Origin of the sequence: Bradyrhizobium sp. BR 1433, assembly GCF_051547665.1 — a bacterium.
GTDB classification, from domain to species: Bacteria; Pseudomonadota; Alphaproteobacteria; order Rhizobiales; family Xanthobacteraceae; genus Bradyrhizobium; species Bradyrhizobium australafricanum.
Window position 1 is genome coordinate 6,836,690 of sequence record NZ_JBPUGG010000001.1, and the last position, 25,959, is coordinate 6,862,648.

At 66.7% G+C, this 25,959-nt stretch carries 19 protein-coding genes and 1 pseudogene; 1 reads left to right on the top strand and 19 read right to left on the bottom strand.

Going from position 1 to position 25,959, the window contains the following annotated elements:
- Positions 1-11 precede the first annotated feature (11 nt).
- The 19 genes and pseudogenes from ACSKB9_RS32880 to ACSKB9_RS32970 form a co-directional block, all read right to left on the bottom strand.
- Positions 12-860 carry an MBL fold metallo-hydrolase gene (locus tag ACSKB9_RS32880; protein ID WP_026193286.1) on the bottom strand — a complete coding sequence of 283 codons (849 nt, stop codon included), beginning with the start codon at positions 858-860 and terminating at the stop codon, positions 12-14.
- Positions 861-911: 51 nt separating this feature from the next.
- Positions 912-1,802, bottom strand: coding sequence for an amidohydrolase family protein (locus ACSKB9_RS32885; RefSeq protein ID WP_438078364.1), 891 nt, complete (start codon positions 1,800-1,802; stop codon positions 912-914).
- Positions 1,799-2,917 (bottom strand): vWA domain-containing protein, encoded by a 1,119-nt coding sequence (locus ACSKB9_RS32890; RefSeq protein ID WP_438078365.1) that lies wholly within the window; start codon positions 2,915-2,917, stop codon positions 1,799-1,801. Before ACSKB9_RS32890 ends, ACSKB9_RS32885 begins: the two co-directional genes overlap by 4 nt.
- Positions 2,914-3,795 carry an AAA family ATPase gene (locus ACSKB9_RS32895; RefSeq protein ID WP_028338483.1) on the bottom strand — a complete coding sequence of 294 codons (882 nt, stop codon included), beginning with the start codon at positions 3,793-3,795 and terminating at the stop codon, positions 2,914-2,916. Before ACSKB9_RS32895 ends, ACSKB9_RS32890 begins: the two co-directional genes overlap by 4 nt.
- Positions 3,796-3,804: 9 nt before the next feature.
- A complete protein-coding gene (locus ACSKB9_RS32900) occupies positions 3,805-4,827 on the bottom strand; it encodes a xanthine dehydrogenase family protein molybdopterin-binding subunit (protein WP_438078367.1) in 1,023 nt (340 codons plus the stop codon).
- Between the two features lie 2 nt (positions 4,828-4,829).
- Positions 4,830-6,422 (bottom strand): xanthine dehydrogenase family protein molybdopterin-binding subunit, encoded by a 1,593-nt coding sequence (locus ACSKB9_RS32905; protein ID WP_438078369.1) that lies wholly within the window; start codon positions 6,420-6,422, stop codon positions 4,830-4,832.
- A 12-nt stretch (positions 6,423-6,434) separates the two neighbouring features.
- Positions 6,435-6,914, bottom strand: coding sequence for a (2Fe-2S)-binding protein (locus ACSKB9_RS32910; protein WP_438078371.1), 480 nt, complete (start codon positions 6,912-6,914; stop codon positions 6,435-6,437).
- Positions 6,915-6,920: 6 nt separating this feature from the next.
- Complete coding sequence (locus ACSKB9_RS32915; RefSeq protein ID WP_438078373.1) at positions 6,921-7,739, bottom strand: FAD binding domain-containing protein; 819 nt, start codon at positions 7,737-7,739, stop codon at positions 6,921-6,923.
- A 15-nt stretch (positions 7,740-7,754) separates the two neighbouring features.
- Positions 7,755-8,198 carry an SRPBCC family protein gene (locus ACSKB9_RS32920; RefSeq protein WP_438078375.1) on the bottom strand — a complete coding sequence of 148 codons (444 nt, stop codon included), beginning with the start codon at positions 8,196-8,198 and terminating at the stop codon, positions 7,755-7,757.
- 196 nt (positions 8,199-8,394) lie between these two features.
- Positions 8,395-8,831 (bottom strand): annotated as a pseudogene (locus tag ACSKB9_RS32925) (SRPBCC family protein).
- Positions 8,832-8,840: 9 nt separating this feature from the next.
- Positions 8,841-11,735: a flotillin domain-containing protein gene (locus ACSKB9_RS32930; protein ID WP_438078377.1), complete on the bottom strand. Its 2,895-nt coding sequence runs from the start codon at positions 11,733-11,735 to the stop codon at positions 8,841-8,843.
- 24 nt (positions 11,736-11,759) lie between these two features.
- Complete coding sequence (locus ACSKB9_RS32935) at positions 11,760-12,593, bottom strand: phosphoenolpyruvate hydrolase family protein (RefSeq protein WP_028338490.1); 834 nt, start codon at positions 12,591-12,593, stop codon at positions 11,760-11,762.
- A 3-nt stretch (positions 12,594-12,596) separates the two neighbouring features.
- Positions 12,597-14,807 carry an ABC transporter permease gene (locus tag ACSKB9_RS32940; protein WP_438078379.1) on the bottom strand — a complete coding sequence of 737 codons (2,211 nt, stop codon included), beginning with the start codon at positions 14,805-14,807 and terminating at the stop codon, positions 12,597-12,599.
- Positions 14,800-15,582 (bottom strand): ABC transporter ATP-binding protein, encoded by a 783-nt coding sequence (locus ACSKB9_RS32945; RefSeq protein ID WP_438078381.1) that lies wholly within the window; start codon positions 15,580-15,582, stop codon positions 14,800-14,802. Before ACSKB9_RS32945 ends, ACSKB9_RS32940 begins: the two co-directional genes overlap by 8 nt.
- A complete protein-coding gene (locus ACSKB9_RS32950; protein WP_438078383.1) occupies positions 15,575-16,660 on the bottom strand; it encodes a branched-chain amino acid ABC transporter permease in 1,086 nt (361 codons plus the stop codon). The genes ACSKB9_RS32945 and ACSKB9_RS32950 overlap by 8 nt, the downstream gene beginning before the upstream one ends.
- Positions 16,661-16,663: 3 nt before the next feature.
- Positions 16,664-17,674, bottom strand: coding sequence for a branched-chain amino acid ABC transporter permease (locus ACSKB9_RS32955; RefSeq protein WP_168855385.1), 1,011 nt, complete (start codon positions 17,672-17,674; stop codon positions 16,664-16,666).
- Positions 17,675-17,794: 120 nt separating this feature from the next.
- Entirely contained in the window at positions 17,795-18,613 is an 819-nt protein-coding gene (locus ACSKB9_RS32960; protein WP_016847806.1) for a helix-turn-helix transcriptional regulator, read from the bottom strand.
- A 136-nt stretch (positions 18,614-18,749) separates the two neighbouring features.
- Complete coding sequence (locus tag ACSKB9_RS32965; RefSeq protein WP_028333311.1) at positions 18,750-20,000, bottom strand: ABC transporter substrate-binding protein; 1,251 nt, start codon at positions 19,998-20,000, stop codon at positions 18,750-18,752.
- 1,170 nt (positions 20,001-21,170) lie between these two features.
- Positions 21,171-21,815, bottom strand: coding sequence for a hypothetical protein (locus ACSKB9_RS32970; protein ID WP_438078386.1), 645 nt, complete (start codon positions 21,813-21,815; stop codon positions 21,171-21,173).
- A gap of 12 nt (positions 21,816-21,827) precedes the next feature.
- Between ACSKB9_RS32970 and ACSKB9_RS32975 the strand changes: the two genes are divergently transcribed.
- On the top strand, positions 21,828-23,114 hold the full coding sequence (locus ACSKB9_RS32975; protein WP_438078388.1) for an autotransporter assembly complex protein TamA: 1,287 nt from the start codon (positions 21,828-21,830) through the stop codon (positions 23,112-23,114).
- The last annotated feature ends 2,845 nt before the right edge of the window (positions 23,115-25,959 follow it).

Sequence of the window (25,959 nt, forward strand, 5' to 3'; positions counted from 1 at the left end):
GCCTCGATCCTCTACGCCGGGAACCAGTTGCGCTGCGGCAGGCTCTGCACGACAGGCCCGGGTACCTGGTCATGCAGGCGGCCGACCACCATGCCGCCCTCGATCTTGGCCGGGCGATCGTGCACCGGAAGCAGATAGCGCGAGCTCGAGAGCAGCTTCTTGATCGCGGCCTTCTCGGCGCGCTTGCTGGTGCCGTGATTGCCGGTGGTGCGCGGCTCGGCGTCGTGGATCTCATTAAAGGGATTCACGATCTGGTCGTTGAAATCATAGATCACATCGCCGCAGATCGTGGCGATGCCGTCGGCGGTGTGAACGTGGATGTTCATCGAGCCTTCGGTATGGGCGTTGGCAGCGTCGCAATAGACGCCCGGCATCAGCTCGACCGGGCCGGTGATTTCGAGGTCGAGAAAGCGCAGCGCGCTCTTGGTGTGCAGGCGATCGATCAAGTGCTTGATGTCAGGCGCCGGATACTGCGGATGCATCAGGCCGGAGACGGAGTATTCCAGCTCTTTGCGGTTCAGGACGACGGTCGTGTTCATCGGGAACAGGTCGTCCTTGCCGGCATGGTCGATGTGCAGATGGGTGTGGCAGACGAAGCGGACGTCGCCCATCCGCACGCCGTGGCGGGCGAGCTGGTTCTCGATCATGTTCTCGTGGAACTGGAGCCCGCGCATGCCGAGCGTCTCCATGATCTGGTTGGAGCGATAGCCGGTGTCGACCAGCACGGGGTAGGGGCCGCCGAGGATCAGGAAGCCGAGCGTCAGCACGCGGCGAGTGCGGCCGCAATTGTGCCCGAGCACGAGGAAGCTCGATTCCAGCTCGATATCGCCATAGTCCAGAATCTTGATCTCTAGCGGCATCTGTCTCCCTCCCAATTCCCGTTTGTTGTTATGTTCGTGCCCGCGGTGCGGCTATGGCTCCAGCCGGTAGACCCGCGCCGCCGTCGTGCTGAAGATCGCATTGCGCTGTTGGGGACTGAGCCGTTCGGCCGCCGTCTTGAAAGCGACGATGAGATCGCGATAGCTGGTCCACAGCTTCTCGATCGGAAAGTTCGAGCCGAACAGGCAGCGGTCGGTGCCGAAGATCGCGACGGTATCGGTCACCACGCCGGCGATATGCGCGGCATCGTTGCGATGGATGAAGGTGCCGAGCCCGGACAATTTCGACACCACGTTCGGGCATCGCGCGAGCCGCGTCATCCCGCTGCGCCAGGTGGCGCGGCCGTGCGGCGACAGATCCTCCAGCATGCCGGCATGCTGCAGGATGAAGGTCACGTCAGGGCAGGCCTCCGCAAGGCCGGCCGCATCGGCCATCTGCGACGCGAACACCTGCAGGTCAAAACTCCAGCCATAGTCGGCGAGGTGGCCGACATTGTGCCGGATCACGGGGTCGGTGCAGAGATCGGCACGCGCGGCGAAGCGGTACAGCGGGTTCTCGTGCCAGTGCAGCTGCATGCGCACGCCGCGCACCAGCGGATAGCGCTTCAACCGATCGAGTTGCGGGCGGACGTCGGCGACGGAGAAATCAGCATAGGCGACGAGGGCGTGCGGCCAGCCGTGCTGGTCCGCGGTCTGCTGCACCCAGGCGGCCTCGTCCTCGAATTGGTCGTTCGGCCAGTTGGTCTGGACATAGACCGAGCGGGTGACGCCGGTGCCCTTGAGGTCGTCGAGATATTCCTCGATCGGATAGTCGCGGCGGATCGGCTCATAGGGGCCGAAGATGCGCGGCTGCATCGGGCCGGACAGCCAGGCAAGATCGGCCTGCCGCCAGATGTGATGATGTCCGTCGACAGTGCCAGTCACGCAGCTCTCCTTGTTCCAAGCGACAGCAGATGCGCGACGACAGCCGCGCTGGATCCGCCGTCCACGAGATCGTCGACGAAGCGCTGGATCGCGATTAGCGCCTCGGTTTGCGGCGTGAAGCCGGGCGAGGTTGCGAGCGGCGTCAGCCAGCTGAGGCGCCAGGCCCGCCGCGACAGTTTTGCCACGGCATCGCGCAGCGCAGCCGGATCGCCGCGTTCCAGGCCGTCGGAGACGATCACGACCGCGGCGCCGCGGGCATATCCGCCGAACCGGGGCACGGCGAGGAACGCCTGCAGCGCATCGCCGATCCTTGTGCCGCCGTCCCAGTCGCTGACCAGGAAGGACGCCGCGTTCAGCGCCTGCTCGCGCCGCTTCAGCCGCAGCGCCGGCGTGACTCGGGTCAGTCTTGTGCCGAAGGTGAAGACCTCGACATTGCCGGCCGCCTGCACCAGCACATGCGCGAGCTTCATGTTCTCCTCGGTGCGTGCCTTCATCGAGCCGGAGACGTCGATCAGGAACAGGATCTTGCGCGGGCGCTGGCGGCGTCGCATCCGCCCGAGCCGCAGCACCTCGCCGTCATTGCGCACGCTGTCGCGCAGCGTGCGGCGCAGATCGGCGAACGGACCACTGCGTGCACGGCGGCGCCGGTGGCCGCGCCGTCGCGGCAGGCGCCTTGCCGCCTCGCGCGACAGCTTTCGCAGCGGATCGCTGGTCGCGGTCTGGGCAAAGCGGCGCTCGACCAATGCCTCGGCGCGCGCCGCGGCGAGGCCGGACTCATTGGCCTCGTCGGCGAGCGGCGGCTCGTCCTCGCCGCGGCCTTCCTCCTGCAGGCGAACGGTCTCTTCGTCCTCACCCTCGGCCTGCTCGATCGCCTCGGCGCCGCGGAAGTGGATGTCGAACAGCCGGTCATACGTCGCCCGGCGCTGGGGCGGCGGCGCCAATGTCGCGAGCCCGGCCAGGCGGATGTGCTCCAGGCTGCGCGGACCGAGCAGCTCGATTGCCACGAGGAAGCTCGTCGTCTGCTCCGGCGCAACCGAAAAGCCGTTGGCGCGCAGCAGCGCGACGAACGAAACAAATATCCGCGCGGCGCGCGGCAGCTGCAGGTCGTCGTTCACGCGGCCGCCTCCGCGATGATCGCATCGAGCCGCGGTGAAATGAAATGCAGATCCTCCTCGTCCTTCAGCGCGACGCCGATCGAGCGCTTGAACGCGTCCGGCCAGCGCGCGCCGCCCTTGTTGAGCAGGGTCGCGGCCTCCGCCCAGTCGACCGCCTCGGCGATCCCGGGCGCCTTGCTCAGCGGCTCGCGGCGTAGCCGGCCGACGGCGGCGACCACCGCGCGGGCGGTGGCCTCGGCGACGCTGGAGGCGCGCATCATCACGATGCGTGCCTCGCGCTCGGCATTCGGATAATCGATCCAGTGGTAGACGCAGCGCCGCCGCAGCGCCTCGTGCAGATCGCGCGTCCGGTTTGAGGTCAGCACCACGACGGGATGCTCGGCAGCGCGCACCGTGCCGCGCTCGGGGATCGAGATCTGGAAGTCGGAGAGGAATTCGAGCAGGAAGGCCTCGAACTCCTGATCGGCGCGGTCGATTTCGTCGATCAGCAGCACCGTCGCGTCGGGCGCGCGCAGCGCGGCCAGCATCGGACGCTCGATCAGGAAGGCGTCGCCGTAGATGTCGATGCTCTCCTCGCCGGCCTGCCGGATCGCCAGCATCTGGCGCGGGTAGTTCCACTCGTAGAGGGCCGCGGCGGCGTCGATGCCTTCATAGCATTGCAGGCGGATCAGCCTGCGGCCGAGCACGGCGGCGATCGCTTTCGCAGCTTCGGTCTTGCCGACACCCGGCGCGCCCTCGAGTAACAGCGGCTTGCCCAGCGCAAGCGAGAGATAGGAGGCGGTCGCGATGCCGTCGTCGGCGAGGTAATAGGCCGCGCGCAGCGCCTTCTCCAGCGCCTCTGGGCTGTCGATGCCGACGATGTTGCTGCGGACCGGCATGGAGAAACCTCAGCGCCGTGGCTGCGGCCGCGCGCCGCCCTGCGCCTTGATCGCGCGGAGCACCTTCTCCGGCGTGATCGGCAGATCGTCGATCCGCACCCCAACCGCGTTGAAGATCGCATTGGCGACCGCGGGAAGCACCGGATTGGCGCACATCTCGCCCGGTCCCTTGGCGCCGAACGGACCGTCGGGCGCCGGGCGTTCCAGCACCGCGATGTCGTGCGGGCAGATGTCGCCCGGACCTGGCATCAGATATTCGACGAAGTCGCGCGGACCGTGCACCGGCTCCGGATAATAAGGCTCCGGCGTCTCGTAGAGCGCGTGGCTGACGCCCATCCAGGCGCCGCCGACCAGCTGCTGCTCGACCAGCCGTGGATTGAGCGCGCGGCCGAGTTCATAGGCGGAGTCCATCCGGACCATGTCGACCTCGCCGGTCTCGTCGTCGACCTCGACCTCGGCAACCAGGCAGGCATGCGCGTAGCATGTCGCCGGCAACATCTCGCCGGTCTCGGGGTCGACGTCGGACAGCGGCACCAGGAAGATGCCTCGGCCGGAGATCGTCTTGCCCTGCTTGAACTGCGCGGCGATCGCGACGTCCTTGGTGGAGATCGAGCGATGCGGCGCGCCCTTGACGTGGATGTTGCCGCGGCCGTCGGTCTCGAGATCGGCGGCATTCACTTCGAGCTCTTCGGCCGCCGCCTCCATCATCACACCGCGCGCCTCGCGCGCCGCCGCCATCACGGCGTTGCCGACGCGATGCGTACCGCGCGAGGCGAACGAGCCCATGCAGTGCGGGCCGGTGTCGGAATCCGCGGTGTCGACATAGACGTCCTCGACCGGCACGCCGAGCGTCTCGGCGCAGATCTGCCGCGTCACCGACTTCATGCCCTGGCCGAGATCGATCGAGGACAGCGCCACGGTGAACTTGCCGCTGGGGTTGGAATGCACCAGCGCCTGGCTGGGATCGCCGCCGAGGTTCATGCCGATGGGATAATTGACCGACGCGATGCCGCGCCCACGATGCCGAGTCATGGTCAGCGCCTCCTGGTGCCGAAGACGGAAGAGAAGCGGGTGGCGCCATGCGACGGCGCGCTCGGCCGTGGCGGCGGAGGTGACGGTGGCGGCGAAGAGGGCGGCGGTGGCGGCGGCTCGCGGGTTGCGGCCGGCGCGCGGTCATACGTCGTGCGTTGCTGGGACGATGTGGCCAGCGGCGCATGTGTCTCGCGCGGGGTCGGCGTCACCGCGGCGCGCGCGCCGCCGCCATCCTTGCGCGATGACATCCGCTTGAGGTCCTCGCGGAGCGGCCACTTGGCCTTCTCCGCGGCGACCTGCACGCATTCGATCAGCGCGGTGTTCTTGGCCTCGCGGCGGTGCGCCTTCATGTCGCCGTCGCGATACGCATTGAGGATCCGGAACTCCATCGGGTCCATGCCGACGAGATGGGCGAGCTTGTCCATCTGGCATTCAATGGCGAAATCCATCGCGGTGACGCCGAAGCCGCGCATCGCGGTCGCCGGCGTCCGGTTGGTGAAGACGCAGTAGACGTCGCCATGAACGTTCGGGATCGTGTAGGGGCCGGGCAGATGGGCGGCGCATTTCACCGCCGCATAGCTCGACAGCCGCGTATAGGCGCCGCTGTCGAAATAGGCGCGCACCTTGCGGGCGACAACGCGGCCGTCGCGCATCACGCCATCCTTGATGTAGATGCGCTCGGCGCCACGCGGCGGCCCGTATTGCATCTCCTCCTCGCGCCCGAACACGTAGCGCACCGGGCGACCGGTCAGCATTGCGCCGAGGATGCAGAGCGGTTCGGTCAGCGTATCGACCTTGCCGCCGAAGCCGCCGCCGACCGTGCCGCCGATGAAGTGGAAGGTGTTGGACGGCACGTCGAGGATCTTCGCGCAGGTGTCGACCGAGAAGAACAGCGCCTGCGTCGAGGTGTAGACGATGTAGCGGCCGTTGGTGTCGGGAGCTGCGATCGAGCCGTTGGTTTCGGTCGGCGCGTGCTCGATCGGCGACATCTGGTAGCGCTGTTCCAGCACATGGTCGGCCGTGGCAAACGCGCGGTCGGCATCGCCAAAGCGCAGCTGCTGGCGGTCATAGGTCTCGTGATAGGTGAAGGTGTTCTTCGGATAGACCTCGTTGACCACGGGCACACCCGGTTTCAGCGCCTCCTCGACATCGAATACCGCCGGCAGCGGTTCATAGTCGATCTTGACCTTGGCAATAGCCTCAAAGGCCTCGCGCGGGCTGTCGGCGACGATCGCGACGATGGGCTCGCCCTTGTAGCGCACCTTGTCGACCGCGAGCGAGGGCTCGTCATCCTTGCCGAAATTGATCAGGCTGAGCAGCGTGTTCAGGTTGCGCGGCACGTCGGAGGCGCGGATCACGCGCCGGACCCCCTGCGACCGCTCGGCCTCCGAGGTGTCGATGCGGCGGAGTCTTGCATGGGGATGCGCGCTGCGCACCACCTTCAGATGCAGCATGCCCTGCAGCTTGTGGTCATCGAAATAGGGCGAGGTGCCGGTGACATGGCCGAGCATGTCCTGGCGCTGCGTGCCTTTGCCGATCTCCTTCAGATTGTCGTCGCGCTCGTCGGCGAAGATGTCCTTGCGCAGTTCCAGCATGGCACTGTTCCCTTACGCACGCGCCCGGCCGCCGGAAGCGGCTGATAGCACGGCGTTGATGATCGGTTCGTAGCCGGTGCAGCGGCAGATGTTGCCGGAGATCGCCTCGACCACCTCGGCGCGGCTCGGCTGCGAATTGCGGTCGAGCAGCGCCTTCGCGGCCATCAGCATGCCCGGCGTGCAGTAGCCGCACTGCGCGGCGAAATTGTCGGCGAAGGCGCGCTGCAGCGGGTGCAGATTGGGGCCGTCCTTGATGCCGTCGAGCGTCTCGACCGAACGGCCGGCGACCGTTTCGGCGAGCGTCAGGCAGGAGAGGTGCAGCTCGCCGTCGATCAGTACGCTGCAGGTGCCGCAGCCGCCCTGGCCGCAGCCGAATTTCGGCGTCATGTCGCCGATCAGCTCGCGCAGCGCGACCAGAAGGTTGGTGCCGCCGTCGACGAAGATCGCGACGTCACGGCCGTTATGCTGGAATTGAAGGGCAGTCTTGGCCATCACGAATTATTCCTGACCGGACAACAGACGGCGGAGATGCACGCCGACGATCTCGCGGCGATACCAGGCGCTGGCGAGCGCATTGTCGCCGGGTGACGTTCCCTCAACGGCTGCCGTGGCAGCCGCGCTGATGGTGGAGGCGTCGAGCGTGCGGCCTTCCAGCGCGCGCTCGGCGGCGCGGGCGCGAATCGGCGTCGGCGCCATCGAGCCGAGCGCGACGCGGGCGCCGACGATGCGGCTGCCGTTGACGGGCAGGTGCGCCGCGAGCGTGATCACCGCGCCGCCCTTGGGCTTGATGCGCGCGATCTTGCGGTAGCGGAAGGCCTCAATGCTGCCGGGCCTGGCAAAGGAGATCGCCAGCACCAGCGATCCGGCCTGCCGGTCGCGCGATTGCAGGAACTCCTCGATCGGGATCTCGCGCCCGCCGAGGCCGCCCTGGACGGACACCGTGGTATCAAGCGCGAGCATCGCGACCGTGAAGTCGCCATACGGCACCGGCGCGAACAGATTGCCACCGACGGTGCCCATGTTGCGCACCGCCGGTCCGCCGATCGAGCGCGCCGGGGCGTGCAGGAAGGCGAGGTCGCGTTCGGCCAGGATGCGGGCGAAGGTGACGCCGGCGCCGAGCGTGATGCGCGAGCCGGTGGCATCGATCCGTGTCATAGCATGGTCGCTGGCGCGCACGATGGTCGAGATCGAGATGTCGCCCTCGTTCAGCGCCCGCATCACCAGCGTGCCGCCGCCGAGATAGCGGGCGCTGCGATCCGAGGACAGCGCCGCCGCGGCGTCATGGGTGCTGGTGAAGGTCTTCACCGTGACTGGCATGATGTCGTTCCCCGCTTACGCGGCCTCCTTCAGATGCCGGCGGATGGCGTCGAAGCCGGCCTGGTAGATGTCTTCCGAAACCATCTGCTTGATGCGCTCGCTGTCTTCGGTCCGCGTCGTGAAGCGCGACTCCCAGTGCCAGAAGGTGCGGTCGCCGTCGGTGACCGGTAGCAGGCGGACATGCGCCACGTAATTGAACATCGGGATCGGCGTATCGAGCAGGCAGTAGCTGAACGATTGCTCAAGATCGGACAGCGCCAGCAATTGCTCGCGCAGCTCGGCGCCGTCCTTCAGCTTGAAGCGCCTGACGCAGCCGATCTTGTCGGACGGCTGCGCGCGCTCGATGCCGCTGGTTGCGACCGCAGGATGCCAGCGGTCATGACCATTGAAATCACGCAGCACAGCCCACACCGCATCGGTCGGTGCATCCAGGATCGTGCTCTTGACGATATGCGGCACGGTCAAAATCCAATATCTGCGGTTTTGATGTCTCGAGCCGCGTGCCTCACCTCTCCCCAGCGGGGAGAGGTGGGGGCGCAGGTCCCACAAGGGTCCGCAACCCCTCACCCGGATCGCATCTTGCGATGCGATCCGACCTCTCCCACAAGGGGAGAGGTGGACCGTCTGCTCGGAGATATCTGATCTATGCATTCCGCTATCCCCCGAACGCCCGCTTCAGCGCGTCGAAGCCGCCCTGGAACACGCCGCCGCCGATATTGTTGACGAGGTCCGTCTCGCGCTCCGGCGCGCAATCGAATTCGGCGGTCCATTCAGGAAGGTCTGGTCGCCGTCGGTGACCGGCGTGAGCCGCAGCGTCGCGACGTAGTTCTCGACGCCCATCGGCGATTCCAGGATCGAATAGGTGCAGAACATGTCGTAGTCGGACAGCCCGAGCAGCTTCTCGCGGATGCGATCGCCGTTGCGCAGCCGGAAATCCCTGACGCAGCCGATCTTGTCGGAGGGCTCGCCGCCCTCGATCCGGCTTTCGGCGATCGCGGGATGCCAGTTCGGCAGCCCGTTGAAATCGCGGACGCGGGCCCAGACCCGGTCGTTGCGAGCGTTGACGACGGTGGAGACGTAAACCCGTGCCATGGCGTGAGCTCAGTCCTTCTTGCGCGGCGTGCGCTCAGGTCGCGCCGGCTCGCCGCCGCCCTCGGGCGCCGCCGGCTTGGCCTCGCCGCCGCTCCTGCGCGCGGAGTCCTTGATGCCTTGCATGTCTCGGGCTTCGCGGATCAGGCCGGGCATCTTGGCGAGGCTGCCGCCCTCGACGCCGATATCCGAGAGGATCGAGTCGATCAGCGGCGCCTGCACGCGGTAGCGCAGCGCCGAGTCGATCACCTCGTCGGTGGCGCTGCGGCCGGTGCCGTTGCCATGGCCATTGCCGTTGAGGCCGTCGACCTGGAGGATGCGGATGCCCTCGATCTTCTCCATCGGCTTGACGCTCTCGCGGACGATGCCCTCGATGCGGTCGAGCAGCTTGCGACGGAACAGCGAGTAGCGCGCCTGGTCGGTGAGCACGTTCTCGGCCTCGTTGAGCAGGCGCTGGGCCTCGGCCTCGACCGCGGCGCGGACGCGTTCGGCTTCCGCTGCGATCCTGGTCTCCTCGGCCTGCTTCTCGGCCAGCAGCACCTCGACGGTCTTGCGCCGCTTGGCGATCTCGCTTTCGCGCGCGGTGACGACGCGCTCGGCCGCTTCGGTCGCACGGATACGGGCGTCCTCGGCCGCGGCGCGCGCCGCGGACTCCTCCAGCGACTTCTGATGCAGCGCGATAGCCTTCTCCATCAGTGCTGTCTCGACGTCCTTCTCTCTGTTGACTTCGAGCTTGCGGAGCTCGCGCTCGCGGCCGATGCGAGCCTCGTCGAGGCCACGGTCGGAGGCGATGCGGGCGCGCTCGACCTCCTCGCGGGCGACAATCTCTGCCTCCTGCAGCGACTGGTTGCGGGCGACCTCGAGCTGTTCGATGGCACGGCGCCGCTCGATCCGGGCCGCCTCCAGCGCCTGTTCGCGGGAGACGTCGGTGGTGTCGATGTCCTTGCGCGCCACAATCTCGGCCTGTCGGACCTGCCGGTCGGCATCGATTCGCTCGGAGCGCTTGGCGGCGAGCGCAATTACGCGCTCCTCGTCGGCGAGCTCGATCGCCTTCTTCTGGTCGATGTTGAGCACTTCGCGGGTCCTGGAGGAGGCGATCCGCTCGCTCTCCAGCGTCAGCTCGACATCGATGCGCTGCCGTTCGATGGCGTCGCGGCGCTTCAGCTCGGCGGCCTCGATCGCCTCGGTGCGCGCGATCTCGAGCCCGCGCGTCTCGCGCTCGGCGCGGATGCGCTGCGCAGCGACCGACTTCTCCTGCGAAATCCGCGCCGCCTCGATCGCCTCGCGCGAGGCGATATCGGCTTCCTCGATCGCGCGGGTGCGCGCGATCTCAAGCGCCCGGACGTGCTCTTCCTGGGCGATCCGCGAAGCTTCGGTGGCTTCGCGGGCACTGATCCCGGCGATCTCGACCGCCTGGTTGCGCTCGATTTCGAGCTTGCGCGTGGTGTGGTCGGCGGCGATGCGCTCGGCGGCCAGCATCTTCTCGCGCGCGATGCGGGCGGCCTCGATCGCCTTCTGCGCCTCGATCTCGGCTTCCTGGATGGTGCGGACCTGCTGGATCTCCAGCGCGCGGGTGCGCTCGTCGGACGAGATGCGCTCGACATTGACCGTCATGGTCTGGGCGATACGCGCCTTCTCGGTGGCCTCGCGCGCGGCGATCTCGGCCTCGTCGACCGCGCGGGTGCGCTCGATCTCGCGGCGGCGGGTCTCTTCCTCATTGGCGATGCGGGCGTCGGTGACGACGCGGTCCTGCTGGATGCGGGCCTTCTCGATCGCCTCGCGAGCGGCGATCTCGGCTTCCTCGACCGTGCGCATCCGCTCGATCTCGCGCTGACGCACCTCGCGCTCGGAGGCGATGCGGGTGGTGTCGACCGAACGCTGGTTGGCGATCCGGACCTTCTCGATCTCCTCGCGGGCCAGCAGCTCCTTTTCCTCGACCGCGCGGGTCCGCTCGATCTCCTTGTGGCGGGTCTCGCGTTCCGAGGCGATCCGGGCCTCGGTGATCGCCTGCTCGTTGGCGATGCGCGCCTTCTCGATGGCTTCGCGTGCGGTGATCTGGGCCTGTTCGGCTTCGGTCTCGCGCAGCGCGCGCTCGCGGGCGACCTCGGTGCGCTGCAGGGCGCGGCGCATCTCGATGTCGCGTTCCTGCTCGAGACGGGCAGTCTCGCTTTCGCGCTCGATCTCCAGCGCCTGCCGCTCGGCCTCGAGGTTGCGGGAGCGGATCTTGATCATCGAGTCCTGCTCGATGTCGTTGCGCAGCTTGCGCTTGGCCTCGATGTCCTCCATCAGGCGGGTCAAGCCTTCGGCGTCGAAGCGGTTCGAGGGATTGAAATATTCGAGGTCGGTCTGGTCGAGATCGGTGATCGCGACCGACTCCAGCTCGAGGCCGTTCTGCGCCAGTGCTTCGGCGGCATTGGCCTTGACGCGCGCCACATAGTCGCCGCGCTGCTCGTGCATCTGCTCCATCGTCATCTCGGAGGCGACCGAGCGGATCGCGGAGATGAACTTGCCGGAGAGCAGGGTGTGGAGCTGCTCCGGCTCCATGGTGCGGCGGCCGAGCGTGGCGGCAGCGATCGAGACCGCTTCGCGGGTCGGCTGAACCCGGACGTAGAAATCGGCCTCGATGTCGACGCGCATCCGGTCGCGGGTGATCACCGCGTCCTGCCTGGAGCGCACGATCCCCATCGGCAGCACGTTCATGTTGACCGGCGTGTAGTCGTGAATGAAGGGCAGCACGAAGGCGCCGCCATTGATCACCACGCGCTCGCCGAGGAAACCGGTGCGGACGAAGGAGACCTCCTTCGACGAGCGGTGATACAGCCAGTTCACGACATAGACGATGATGACGATCGCGACGATTGCGACGATGAGCCAGAGGATCAATTCACCGACCAGCATCCCCGACATCTCTTCCTCCCTTGGTCACGGCGCCTAGCGCGCGCCGATCGCCTTGAATTTGCGAACCTGATCCGTCAGCGCCCGCTCGACCGGCAGGCGCTCCATCGAGGAAGCGCCGTAGAAGCCGTGACAGTTGCGGGTCTGCTTCATGATGAAGTCGGCATCGGCGGGGTCCGCGATCGGACCGCCATGTGCGAGCACGATGATGTTGGAATTGACGCTGAGCGCGGCCTCGGCCCAGGCCTCGATGCGGGCAGGGCAGTCGGCGAGCTTCGGCGCGGTCTGCGCGCCGATCGTGCCGCCGGTGGTCAGGCCCATGTGGCAGACGATGATGTCGGCGCCGGCGATCGCCATCGCGGCGGCCTCCTGCTCGCTGAACACATAGGGCGTGGTCAGCATGTTCTTCTCATGCGCCTTCGCGATCATGTCGATCTCGAGCGCGTAGGACATTCCGGTCTCTTCGAGATTGGCGCGGAAGGTGCCGTCGATCAGGCCGACGGTCGGGAAGTTCTGCACCCCGGCAAAGCCGAGCGCCTTGAGTTGGTCGAGGAACACGTCCATGTCGCGGAACGGATCGGTGCCGTTGACGCCGGCGAGCACCGGCGTCTTGGTCACGACCGGCAGCACCTCGCCGGCCATCTCGACGACGATCGCATTGGCATCGCCATAGGGCATCAGTCCGGCGAGCGAGCCGCGGCCGGCCATGCGGTAGCGGCCGGAGTTGTAGATCACGATCAGGTCGACGCCGCCGGCCTCCTCGCATTTCGCCGACAGTCCCGTGCCGGCGCCGCCGCCGACGATCGGCTCGCCGCGTGCGATCATGGCGTGAAACTTCTTCAACAGCGCCGTGCGTTCAAACCTGGCCATGGGTCACCTCGCCACTCTCCGCCGACCACCGGCGCGTCCGAGCAAGGGGCGGAACGCGCTGACGATGGCGGCGGTGAACTCGGGATCGTTGATGTTGCGCTTGATGCGGATGATCTGCCGGTTGCCGGTCTGGCGCACGGTGCGCTCCAGCGCGCGGAATAACGCTGCATCGGCCTCCGGGTCCCAGAATGGCTGGCCTGGTGCATCGAGCGCGGAGACGCCGCCCTCGGCCAGGAAGAAGCGCACCGGCCCGTCCATCTGGTTGAGCCGTTCGCCGATCCAGCGGCCCATGCGCTCGTTCTCTTCCGGCGTGGTACGCATCAACGTGACCTGCGGATTGTGGATGTGGAATTTGCGCTGTCGATAGCGCTCCGGGATCGTGTCGGGTGCGCCGAAGTTCACCATGTCCAGCGCGCCGACCGAGCCGACATAGGGCACGCGGCTGCGGATGATGGCGCCGAAGCGATCCTCGGTCGCCGGGAACACGCCGCCCATCAAGAGGTCGCAGACCTCGGTCGTGGTGAGGTCGATCACGCCGGCGAGTTGGCCGAACTCGACCAGCTTCTCCATCGAGCGGCCGCCGACGCCGGTGGCGTGGAAGACGAGGCACTCGAAATCCTCGCGCAGGTCGGCCGCGATCTTCTGCACCGCTGGGGTGGTGACGCCGAACATGGTGATGCCGATCGCCGGAAGGTTCGCGCCTGCGCCGCGCTGCTTGCCGGCCTGCTCGTCGAGCCGCGCCTTGACCATGCCGACCAGCGCATGAGCGCCGTTGCCGAGCACCGTGCGCGAGATCGAGTTGAGACCCTGCACGTCGGTCACCGAATACATCATGGTGATGTCGGCGGGACCGACGTAGGGGCCGACGTCGCCGGACGCGACCGAGGAGATGATCAGCTTCGGCACGCCGACCGGCAGCGCGCGCATGCCCGGCGCGACCAGCGACGCGCCGCCGGAGCCGCCCGCGGAGATGATCCCGGCGATATTGCCCTGGCGACGCAGCCATCGCTCGAACGCCTCCGCCATCGCCGTCACCGAGGCGCCGCGATCGGCGCCGAATACGCCGGAGCCGCCACGGCCGTGGTTCAGTGCGATCTCCTGCGCGGTGACGTCGCAGCTCGACGCTTTGCCGCTGGTCGAGACGTCGACCAGCCGCGTGCGCAGGCCGCTGCCCGCGACGATGTCGCGGATGAAGCGCAGCTCCGCGCCTTTGGTGTCGAGCGTGCCGACGATGAGGACGACCGGTGGCCCGGACGTTCGGGAGGTCGTCGGTTCGCGTCGCTGGCGGGTTGCCTCCTCGAGCCGCGTGACCCCGGCGGACTGCGTCCGCGCGGCGGCCTCGATGCGGGCGATCGGCACCGCCTGCGACCAACGGGTCGGCAGCACGGGATTGGAGACGTAGATGCGGGTCGGCACCCTGCGTTCCGGCTGCGGGGCATCGGCCGCTTCGGCCTTCGCCGGTGCTGGCTCGGCGTCGGTCTCGTCAGCGCCATGGGTTCCGACGCCGAGCAACCGCTGCTGCAGCTCGCGGTCGGTTGCAAGGCGCGCGGAATCGATGATGCGGTTGATCCGGCCATTGACCATGATGGCGACGTTGCGCGACACCGCCGTCGCCACACCGATGTTCTGCTCGATAACCAGCACGGAGATGTCGCCCTCATCGCCGAGGCGCAGCAGCATGTCCTCGACCTGGGCGACGATCACGGGCGCGAGACCTTCGGTCGGCTCGTCCATGATCAGCAGATGCGGATTGGTCAGCAGCGCGCGCGCGATCGCGAGCATCTGCTGCTCGCCGCCGGACAGCTGGTTGCCGCCATTGCTCTTGCGCTCGGCAAGGCGCGGGAAGGTGTCGTAGATTCGCTCGATGGTCCAGGCGCCGCGCCGCAGGCTGCCGGCAAGCGCGAGGTGTTCGTCGACGGTCAGCGAGCGCCACAGGCGGCGGCCCTGCGGCACATAGCCGACGCCGAGCCGGGCGATCCGCGCCGGATTGAGCCGCGTGACCTCCTCGCCGCGGATCCGGATCGAGCCGCCGCTGGCGCGCACGAGGCCCATGATGGCCTTGCACAGCGTGGTCTTGCCCATGCCGTTGCGGCCGACCACCGAGAACACGCCGGACTCGAGCGTGAGATCAACGCCCTGCAGCGCATGCGAATGGCCGTAATCGACGTCGAGGCCCTTCACCTCGAGCGCGGGCACTGCTCGGCGGTCATTCATGGCCGCCTCCGAGATAGAGCTCCTGCACCTCGGGATCGGATTCGATCTCGCGCGGCAGGCCTTCCTTGAAGATGCGGCCGTTGTGCATCATCGTCACGCTCTCGACGACGCGCAGCGCGACGTCCATGTCGTGCTCGATGATGATGTAGCCGATATGCGCCGGCAGCGAGGTCAGGATCTCGATCAGCTCGCGCCGCTCGGTCGGCGACAGCCCCGCTGCCGGCTCGTCGAACAGGATGAAGCGCGGCGCGCCGGCGAGCGCCAGCGCGATCTCGAGCTGCCGCTGCTGGCCATGTGCGAGTTCGGCGACGCGCTGGTCCTTCACACCGCTGAGGTGAACCGCCTGTACCAGCGTTTCGGTCGCGTGCATCAGCGCATCGTTCTGCCCCGGGCGCAGGAACGAGAACCGGCCGCGCGACACGCCACGGCAGGCGAGGTAGACGTTGTCTTGCACCGTGAGGCCGGGGAACAGCGCCGAGATCTGGTAGGTGCGGCGTAAGCCCCGGCGGATCCGCTCATCGGGCGGGAACTGGGTGATGTCCTCGCCGAAGAAGCGGATCGTGCCGGAGGAGGGCGGAAAGTCGCCGGTGATGCAGTTGAACAGCGTGGTCTTGCCGGCGCCGTTCGAGCCGAGCACCGCGCGCCTTTCGCCCGGCCGCACAGTGATGGTGACGTCGGTCAGCGCGGCCAGCGCGCCGAACAGCCTTGTCACGCCGCGCAGTTCCAGCGCCGCGCCGGCGCCGACCACGGACAGCCGCTGCGCGACGCTATCCATGGCGGCCTCCGCCTGAACGTTGCGTCGAGGGTGCATTGCGGCGCCGCCAGCGTTCCCACAGGCCGATCACGCCGTCGGACGACCAGAACACGATGGCGAGGAAGCCGAGCCCGATCAGGAGCCGGAAGCGGTTGCCGTCGAGCCCGAACTTGATCAGCACGTCGAGCGCGAAAGTCCGCAGCAGCACGAAGATCAGCGCGCCGATGAAGGGTCCGATCGGTCGCGTGATGCCGCCGACCACGGCGATGATCAGGACGTCGATGCAGGCGCCGACACTGACCGAGCCGGGCGAGATCTGCCGGTAGTTCCAGACCTGCAGCACGCCGCCTAGCGCGGCGATGAAGGCGGCGAAGGCGTAGGCCGCGATGCGGTGCGCATTGGGGTTGAAGCCGAGCGCCGCCATGCGGCGGGAATTGTCGCGGACCCCCTGCAGCGCGAGGCCGAACGGCGCGCGCGAGACATACTGGACGGCGAAGTAGCAGATCGCGGCGACGCCGAGCGTGACATAGTAGAAGGCGATATCGGCGCGCCAGTCGACGCCCCAGAAATGCGGCGTCGCGACGGTGTTGATGCCGGTGTGGCCGTTGAAGATCGCCCAATTCTGGTTGGTGAAGTAGTAGAACGCCGCGCCGATCGCGAGCGTGATCATGATGGTGTAGATGCCCTCGGTGCGGACCGCGAGCGCGCCGCCGAGCGTGCCGAACAGCGTCGCCAGCGCCAGCGCCATCGGGGTTGCCAGCCACCACGGCCAGCCGAGGCTGATATTGGCGTTGCCGCTGATGCCGAAGACCGCGACCATGTAGCCGGCGAAGCCCGCGATGGTGAGCTGCATCAGGCTGACCATGCCGCCATAGCCGGCGAGGAACATCAGGCTGAGCGCGATGATGCCGAGGATCAGCGTGGTGGCGAAGATCTCGATCAGAAAGAAGCCGTTGGCGATCAGCGGCATGATCACGAGGATCAGCGCGACCAGCCAGGCCGCCGGGTTCTGGAATTCCGGCCAGGCACGGATGAAGGCGCGGCGGGTCGCGTTGGCGGACGGGTCGGGGCGGAACTGGGTGCTCTGCAGCAGCGACATCTGTCATCGCCTCGCGAGCAGGCCCTGCGGCCGCAGCGCCAGCACCAGCACCATGATCAGGAAGGTGACGACGATGGCGTAGGTCGGGATGTAGACCGAGCCGAGTTGCTCGGCGAGGCCGATGATGACGGCGCCGAGCGCCGCTCCCGGGATCGAGCCCATGCCGCCGACGATCACGACGACGAGCGAGGCGAGCAGGAACCGCGTATCCTCGCCCGGCGACAGCGACTGGAAGGTGCCGCCGACCACGCCGGCGATGCCGGCAAGGCCCGCGCCGAGCGCGAACACCAGCACGAACACCAGCTGGATCCGCACGCCGGTGGCGGCCAGGATGTCGCGGTCGTCGACGCCGGCGCGCACGATCATGCCGATCCGCGTACGGTTGAGCGCCAGCCACATCGCGATTCCGATCACGACGGACGCAGCGAAGATCACCAGCCGCACCAGCGGGTATTGCAGATAGACCGGTTCGCCCGTTGATTTGATCGCGGTCAGCAGCGGCAGCTGGATCGGGCCGATCAGCCAGCTCGGGGTCTGGATCTGGTAGAAGTCGCCGCCGAACACCCAGAGCATCAGATCGGCGAACACGATCGACAGCCCGATCGTCACCATGGTCTGCCTGAGGTCCTGACCCTCCATGCGTCGGAACACGACGAGCTGCAGGATCACGCCGACCAGCGCCACCGCGATGAAGGCGATGATGAAGCTGAGGAGCCACGACCCGGTCCAGCTGCTGATCGCGTAGCCGACATAGCCGCCGAACAGATAGAGCGAGCCGTGCGCGAGGTTGACATTGCGCATCAGGCCGAAGATCAGCGTGAAGCCGCTAGCCACCAGGAAGTAGAGCCCGCCGAGCGTGATGCCGTTCAGCACCGCGTTGAGGAACACGCGCTTGCGGCCGATCGCGGCCTCCAGCCCCGGCGGCCAGATCGCGAACACCAGCCACGCGAGCACCGCGACCGCGATGATCACGATCAGTGCCCAGGCCGGATGGCGTTCGATGAACCTGGCCATCTCCGTCGCGTTCCCTCACTGGTCGCGACCGTCTGCCGGGCCGCGTGTCCAGTATCCTACCGAGGGCGTAAGCTCAGGATTTGATCGACAGTATCTTTTATCGTGCGCTCCGGAACTCCTTCACGGCCGCAACACCTTGGCGGCGCGGCGATAGTCGGTCGGGGCCATGCCGACATTGGCGGCGAAGAAGCGGGTGAAGCCGCTCTGCGAGGAGAAGCCGAGGTCGAAGCCGATATCGGCGATCGGCGTCTCGGTCGCCACCAGCGCATCGAGCGCCTGCTCCATGATCAGCGTGTTCATGTAGAGGTGAGGGGTGACGCCGGTCTGGGTGCGGAACAGCCGGTAGAAATGCGGCCGCGACAGCCCGGCCTCGCGCGCGATCGCATCGAGCTCGATCTCGGCGCCGGGGCTTTCCGACATCAGCTTGATCGATTTGCGCACCCTGAAATCGGTCACCGCGGCCGCCGCGCGCGCATCCTGCGCGGCCTGCCAGCTCTCCTCGTAGCAGGAGTCGATCAGCTGCCGGAGTTCGCAATCGAGGCTGCGCAGCGACGGCGCGCCGCACACTAGTGCTGCGGTGCGGCGGATCAGCCGGTCGAGCGCTTCGGTGCGCGGAAAGAAGGTGCGGCCGAACCGCAGGCCCTGTGCCGTCGCGGGCTGCGGCGCGAACCATTCGGCGTTGACATAAAGCACGAAGAAGATCGCGCCGTGGTCCATGTCGGTCGGCAGAAAGTTGTGCGGTTCCCACGGGTTGACCGCGACGACGGTGTCGTCCTTGAGCAGCAGCCGCTGCTCCGAAACGTCGATCTGCGCCGGCGTTCCGCCGACATGAAAGATTAGATGCCCCTCGCGGTGCGCATGCACGTTGAAGGGACGGTTCAACTGATAGACCGTCGCGCGACCGAACCGGCCGTGGAAGACGGCAAGCGCCCTGCTCATGCCTCCCCTCCCGCGGGATGTTCTTGTCTTTTCGACAAGCGTTCATCATCCGCCCGCGGAAAGCAAGGGCGAGCAGGGCACATCATGCAACCGCGCGCCTCGTCATGGCCGCAGTGCCTGCACTGCAACAAATACGTCAGTACTTCTTGCACTCCGGGACCGTGCGGCTCGGCAGGCCGATCTTGGCGAACACCGCCGGATCGTAGCCCAGCGTCTGGTTGACGTTCGGGATCACCTTGACGACCTTGCTGAACAGTGCGCCCTTGCCGTCATCGACCACCTCGGTGACGAAATTGGTGCCGATCGCCTGGCGGTTGGAGTCGAGCTTGATCTTGCCGTTCGGCGCGTCGATCTCGATCTTCGCCAGCGCGTCCTTGAGCTTGGCCTGGTTGTTGGAGAGATCGCCATTGACCTGGCGCAGCGCCAGGATCAGCGCCATCGTCGAGCCGTAATAGTTGGTCGCGAGCAGCGACGGGCTTGGGAAGCGTTTGGCCGGCGGGAAGGCATCCTGATAGGCCTTGACGAATTTCTGCCAGCCCGGATCCTCCCAGGTATCGGCCTGGCCGCTGGCGGCGATGGTGCCGATCAGCGCGTTCTTGGCGTTGCCCTTCGACGACAGGATGGTCTGGTCGATCATGATCGAGCCGCCCATCAGATGCGCCTTGCCGCCGGCCTGCTGATACTGGTTGAGGAAGTTGACGGCATCGGCGCCGCCAAGGCCGAGATAGATCGCGTCGACGTCGTCAGGCAGCGCGGCGATCACGGAGGCAAAGTCCTTGGTGCCGAGCGGCACCCATTGCCGGTTGGTGACTTGGCCGCCGGCGCCGCAGAACTCGAGCACCAGGCCAAATACCTGGGTGTAGATGAAGGAGTAGTCCTCGCCGACGGTCGCGATCTTGCGATAGCCCTTGGTCTCGTAGGCGTATTTGCCGAGGCCGACCTGCCACTGGGCGCCGTCCATGTTGTAGCGGAAGAAGTTCGGCGCCGGATCGACATAGGTCGTTTCCTGCGCGCCGGAGGCGGCGTTGACGAAGGTCAGCTCCGGATGGGTCTTGGCGAAATTCTTGACTGCGATGCCTTCGTCGCCGGACAGCGGCGACAGCAGGATCTGCACCTTGTCCTGCTCGATCAGCTTGCGCACCGCGCGCACTGCGGAGTCGGGCGTCGCGTCGGTCGAGGCGACGACGAATTCGAGCTCCTTGTCGCCGATCTTCTTGCCGAGCACGTTGAGCGCCGTCTGGAAGCCGCGCATGCCGTCCTCGCCGAGCACCGTGTAGGTGCCCTCGAGCGTCGCGGTGACGCCGACCTTGATCTTCTCCTGGGCGAACGCCGTGCCCGAAAGCAACAGGCTGCTCAACGCAATCAGTCCCAAACTGCCTTTCAACATCGCGCTCCTCCCTCTGTGTTGTCGCCGGCGTCCACTTGGCGTGCGAAGGCTGATGGGCGTCCGGTTGTTGCCGGCAAAGCTAGCCGAAGGCAGGCGCGGCGCGGATGTCGTCGGCGCCGGGTGGCTTAACGGGCAGTCTCATTTTGATTGTTGCGCCGCAGCGCGGCTCGCGGCGCAATGCCGCGGAGCGTGTTCGGTGTCATCACCGCGCATGCGGGTGATCCAGTATTCGAGAGACGGTCCTGCTTGAGCCGAGAGGTCACGGTGCACTGGATGCTCGCACGCGCGGGCATGACACCGGAGAGAATGCCGTCCATGCTCTCTCCGCACGTCGTCCCGGCGAAAGCCGGGACCCATACGCCGCGGCGGGTGTCGTGAACGGGACTCGTTGTTCCACATCGTTCAACAATCACGCTCGGTGGTTATGGGTCCCGACCTTCGCCGGGACGACACCGAATGTATTGCGCTGCCGGTGAGTCATACTTCCGCGCTCTCGCGACATGATCTGTCCGAGCTTTGCATTTCGTTTCGCCACTCCGGAAACAGAGGGCGCAGGGAAAGCCGGGTGCCGATCGCACCCATGGGTCCCGCGTAATAAAAAACGCGGGAGGTAAGACCACGGCCGCGGGGGCGTGCGCCGTCGGGCAAATCAGTGGCAGGGCCCGGATTGGTTAATGCGCCCACGCAACGCGTTGCCCGATAACGGGCTCTGCGTTGATCGGCCACGGCAGCAGACTGCCGGCCCGACCTGAATCTCGTCCCTCTGCATTTGCGGATTGGATCGGCCGAGCTTGCACTCTGCTTTTAACTGGCGACGGTTCCGGCATCAGCGCCATGGAATCCTGATGACGCGTGTGGCGGATTGTCCGCAAGATGCGGTTGCCGGAACCGATGGTGGCGCGCATCGGAAAGTCGATAACTGCGACGAACGTCGAAGTTCCCTTGCGTTTGCCCAACATTGTCCATCATGAGTCTATCAACTTCGCGTGTGGTGCCTGTTGAATGCGGAGACAGGGGATCGCCGGAACCTGAGGTGCAGAGACTCGGGTCGCGTCAACAGGCAGGCGGAGCGGAACAATCAAGCAATCTGTGGTGCAACGATGCCCGCCGCCTTTGCCGGGGCGGGCAAGGCGAAGGTATTTCATTGCTGCGGCGCGACGCGTTCTGCGTTCAGCGTGCGTCGCTGTCGTCGGTTGCTCGCTGTGCGAGCAGGCTCACGCGCTCGACTTCTTTGGTCTGTTCGGTTCCGACGATCCGCCGCCGGTCAGCGCCACGACGCTGTCCTATCGGCTGGAGATCGAAGCCAAGACGCCGGAGGGCAAGAACGATAGCGACGCCGAACAGGCATTGCGCGATGCCGCCGGCACCTATCGCCTTCGACAGGAACCGCCGCCGGACGGGGAAGGTCTCGCGCGCCGGCTGCAGGCGGATATCAATCCGCTGCTCGATGCCCTTTGGGGGCTTGGCCGCTACAACGCCCAGATCGATGTGACGATAGATGGAGTTCCAATCTCCCTCGACGAGATCGGGCTTGCCGCGGCCGCGCGCCGGGCCGACAGCTTTCGCAATCGGACCGTTGTGCCCGTCAAGGTCATCGCGCGACTTGGTCCGTTGTTCAAGCTGCGCGCCGTTGATGTAGACTATCCGCGCGACCAAGCGCCGCAGGGATTGCCGCGCCGCGCGTTTGCGCTGAAGTCCGGCGATCCCGCGATCTCTGCCGACCTGCGCACCGCGCAGGTAAAGCTCGTCGACTGGTTCCGCAGCAACGGACATCCGCTCGCGAAGGTCGCCGACGTCAAGGCCACCGTCGATCATGGCGCCGCTGCGATGGACTTTCGGTTGCGGGTCGAAGCGGGTCCCAAGGCCGGCATCGGCGCCGTGACGATCTCGGGCGGAGATGTCGATCCGAGAGTGGTGGCCACGCATGTCTACCTGAGGGAAGGCGAGCCCTATTCGCCAGAGCGGCTTGCCTTGGCGAAAACCTCGATCGCAAAGATCCCGGCCATCGGGGGAATTCGCGTCCGCGAGGCGGACCAGCTCGATGAGAATGGCAATCTGCCGGTCTTCATCGATTTGACGGAAAGGCCCAGGCACGCGGTGGGCCTCTCGGCGAAATATTCCACCGTCGATGGTCCCGGCATTGCTGGCTACTACGAGGATCGGAACATATTCGGCGGCGGCGAGCGCCTGAGGCTCGAAGCGTCCGCCTCGCTTTTGCAACGGATCGACGGCACGTCCTTCACCGGCTTCAATAATCTGAGCCGCTCGGATTTCGGCGCACGCTTTACCGGCACCTTCATCAAGCCGGGCTTGTTCGGTACGGCCAACGATCTACTGATCGAGGCCACTGCGTTCCGCGAGCGTGTCGGCAACAACGACCTCGGCGGTTACACTGACGACACGGTGCGCGGCACATTCGGCGTGATCCATCGCTTTTCGGAGGCGGCTTCGCTGCAGGCCGGTCTCCAAGTCGAGCAATCGAAATCGCAGGACGTGCTGGGGCGGGTCGATGCGACATTGATCGGCTTCACGGCGACCGGCCGCTACGACACGACAGACAATCCGCTCGACCCCACGCGCGGTGTGCGCCTCTCGGCGACCGTCAATGCCTATCCGAAGCTGATGGGTTCCACGATCGATCTGTTCGAAGCGCGGGTTGCGGGCTCGGCCTATTATGCGCTCGACGAGCAGGCCGACTACGTGCTGGCGGGTCGGTTGGCCGCAGGCTCGCTTGCGGGCGCGCCGCTCGACCAGATTCCGGACGCACATCGCTTCTTCGCCGGCGGCGGCGGATCCGTACGCGGTTACGGCTTCAACACCATTTCGCCGATGATGTTCGGTCAAATCACCGGTGGTCGCAGCCTGATCGAGGGCTCCGCCGAGGTGCGGGTCAGGATCACTCCCACCATCGGCCTCGTGCCATTCTTCGACTTTGGCACCGCCTCCCGATCGTCCCTGCCAGGCTTCGACGACTATGTGGGCTACGGCGCGGGACTTGGGTTGCGCTATCTCACGCCGGTCGGCCCGATCCGCCTTGACGTTGCGACACCGCTGAACCCTCGCCCCGGCGACAGCCGTTACGCGATCTATGTCAGCATTGGGCAAGCCTTCTGATGCGCATCCGACGGCTGTTCATTATCGGTTCCGCCGTCGCGGCCTTGGGTCTCATCGCTGCCGCGGTGCTTGGTGTCGTTCTCTACGGAATGGTGGGCGGGAGCGGCGAGAACCAGCAGGATGTGCTGGCCAGTCTCGTCTCGCGGACGCTCTCGACGCCAGCGACCCAGGTCCATGTCGGCGCCGTCGATGGTGTGCTGTCCTCGGATGCAACGGTCCGCGACGTTAGCATCACCGACAAGGACGGTGTCTGGCTGACGCTCGACAAGGCGCGCCTCGTCTGGCGACGCAGCGCATTGTTGCTGGGGCGGCTGGAAATCGACCGTCTCGAGATCGGCACGCTTGAGATCAGGCGAAAGCCGCTTCCGTCCGACCAGCCTGCCGCCGAGTCCGATCAGCCGATGCTGCCTGACCTTCCGGTGAAGGTGCAGGTGAAGGCTTTCGACCTGCGGGCCCTGACGCTGGGACAGTCAATTCTGGGTGAAGCTTTGAGTGTCGCGGCGACCGGCAATACCGAGCTCGGCTCGCCCTCGGAAGGGCTCGTCTTCAACCTCGATGCCACCCGCAAGGATTTTCCGGGCCACTTCAAGGCCGCTCTCGCCTACGTTCCGCAGGGAAATGCGCTTACCCTCGACGTCACGCTCGACGAGCCGGCCCACGGACTCATGTCGAAGCTCGGCCATCTGCCGGGCGAGCCGCCCGTCACATTCGCACTGGGCGGCAAGGGCACGCTCGACAGCTTTCGCGGTGCCCTGAAGTTGCAGGCCGGCCCCACGATCGATGCGACCGGCACGATTGCGCTTGACCGAAACGGCGCGGCCCGAGTGCTCGCAACGCGCCTTGCCAGCCACCTCGAACCGTTGTTGCCGGCGATCGCCGCGCCGGTCTTCACCGGTGAAACCCATCTCGACAGCACGACGCATTTTGGTGACGACGGCAGCGTCGCCCTGGACGGGCTGACGCTGACGAGCCGTCTCGCGCGGCTCGACGCGAAAGGTCTGCTCGGAGCCGACAGGGTCGTGGATTTCGCGGCTTCGGTCCGCGCTTTGCCAAGCAACGGCGACGTGACCGAGACTGACCATGGCTCGATCCGCAGCCTCGTCTTCGACAGCCGCGTCAACGGCCCAATCAAGGCTCCCACAGCATCGGTCAAGCTCGCGCTGTCGGGTGCTCATCTGCCGGACGCAGACGTCGAGACGCTTGATGCTTCGATCACGGCCGTTCCTCGTGCCGAGGCCAGCGATCCCGCAACGCGTATCATCCTTGACGCGAACCTGCGCGCTTCCGGCATTGCGCCACGCGATGCGAGTTTGGCGGCCGCGATCGGTAACACCGCGTCGCTCGTGCTCCATGGCGATACCGACCTGGGCGGCCGCGCCAGGATCGAGCGTCTCGAGATCGGCACATCAACGGTTCAGGCCACCTATACGGGCGATGTCAGCGCCGATCGCCTGAATGGCCGGGCAACCGGAACCGTGCCCGACCTCGGCGTCTTTGCTGACCTTGCCGCGTTGAAGCTCAAGGGCTCGGTGGCGTTCGGCCTCGATCTCGACACGGATTTACAGCGTGGCAGCTTCGATATCAGAATGTCAGGTGCCGGCGAGAAGCTTGCGACGGGACTTGCGGCGCTCGATGGGCTCGCGGGGGCGCGGCTCGCACTCGCAGCCGACATCTCTGCTGATGGTCGCGACACTTACACGGTCCGCGACGCGTCGATCGATGGTGCCCATGTTGCGGTTCGCGCCAAAGGAACAGTGACGCGCAACTCGAGCGACCTGTCGGCGCGTGTGGACCTGCCGGATCTCTCGGCGGCCGATGCGCGCCTCACCGGTGCGGGAGCTGTCGACGTCGGCCTGACCGGCGGGCTCGCACATCCCGGGGTTTCGTTCGCGGCCTCGGTGGATCGCGCCACCGCGATGCGGCGTCCAATTCCGCATCTCGGGCTCGCCGCGACGGTCAACGACATCGACGGAGTCTGTGCTGTCGAGGTCAAGCTCGACGGCTCCGTCGACGGCAAGCCAGCGCGCGGGATTGTTCAGGTGAGCCGTCGATCGTCGGAGCCCGACGATCGCGCAGCTCCCGCCGCTGCCGGTTGGCACGCAAAGACCATCGACATCGCGATCGGATCGGTATCCCTGAAGGGGGCAGCAACGATCGACGCCCAGAGATTCGCCAGCGGGCAAATTCGCTTCGCAGCCGGGGCGCTCGCCGATCTCTCGCCGCTTGCCCTTACAGAGCTCGCCGGTTCGGCCTCACTCGACCTTGCCGCTTCGGCCGATGGCGGCCAACAGTCGATCCGGCTTGCCGGCAAGGGCGCGGGAATCCGTGCCGCGGGTGCGGCCGTCCGCAGTTTCGATCTGCGCGCCGATGGCGCCGATCTCTACAGCCATCCGGTGCTCAATGCTGATGCGCAGGTCAATGGTGCCGAGTTCGGCGGTCAGACAGTCTCCAACATCACGCTGGCGGCCGCGGGCAATGCCGATGCGAGCACGATCGGCCTGTCCGCCAAGGCTGCCGGATTCGATCTCGATGCCGCGGGTGCACTGACCACCAGGGAGCGGGTGCGGTTCGATCTCAACCGCTTCACCGCGCGCCGTGGCGCCAAAGCGATTGCGCTGCAGGGCCCCGCGGGCTTCACGCTCGACGATGGCACCGTGCTGATCGAGCATCTGGCGCTCGCGGTTGGACGCGGCCGCTTCACGGTGGACGGCAAAGCCGGCCAGGTGCTCGACCTCAAGGCCGTGGCCAACGCGATTCCGCTCGGCGAGGCCGATGTCGCGATACCCGGTTTGGGCCTGAGCGGGACCCTCGACGCGTCAGCCGCGATTGCGGGCTCCATGAGCGC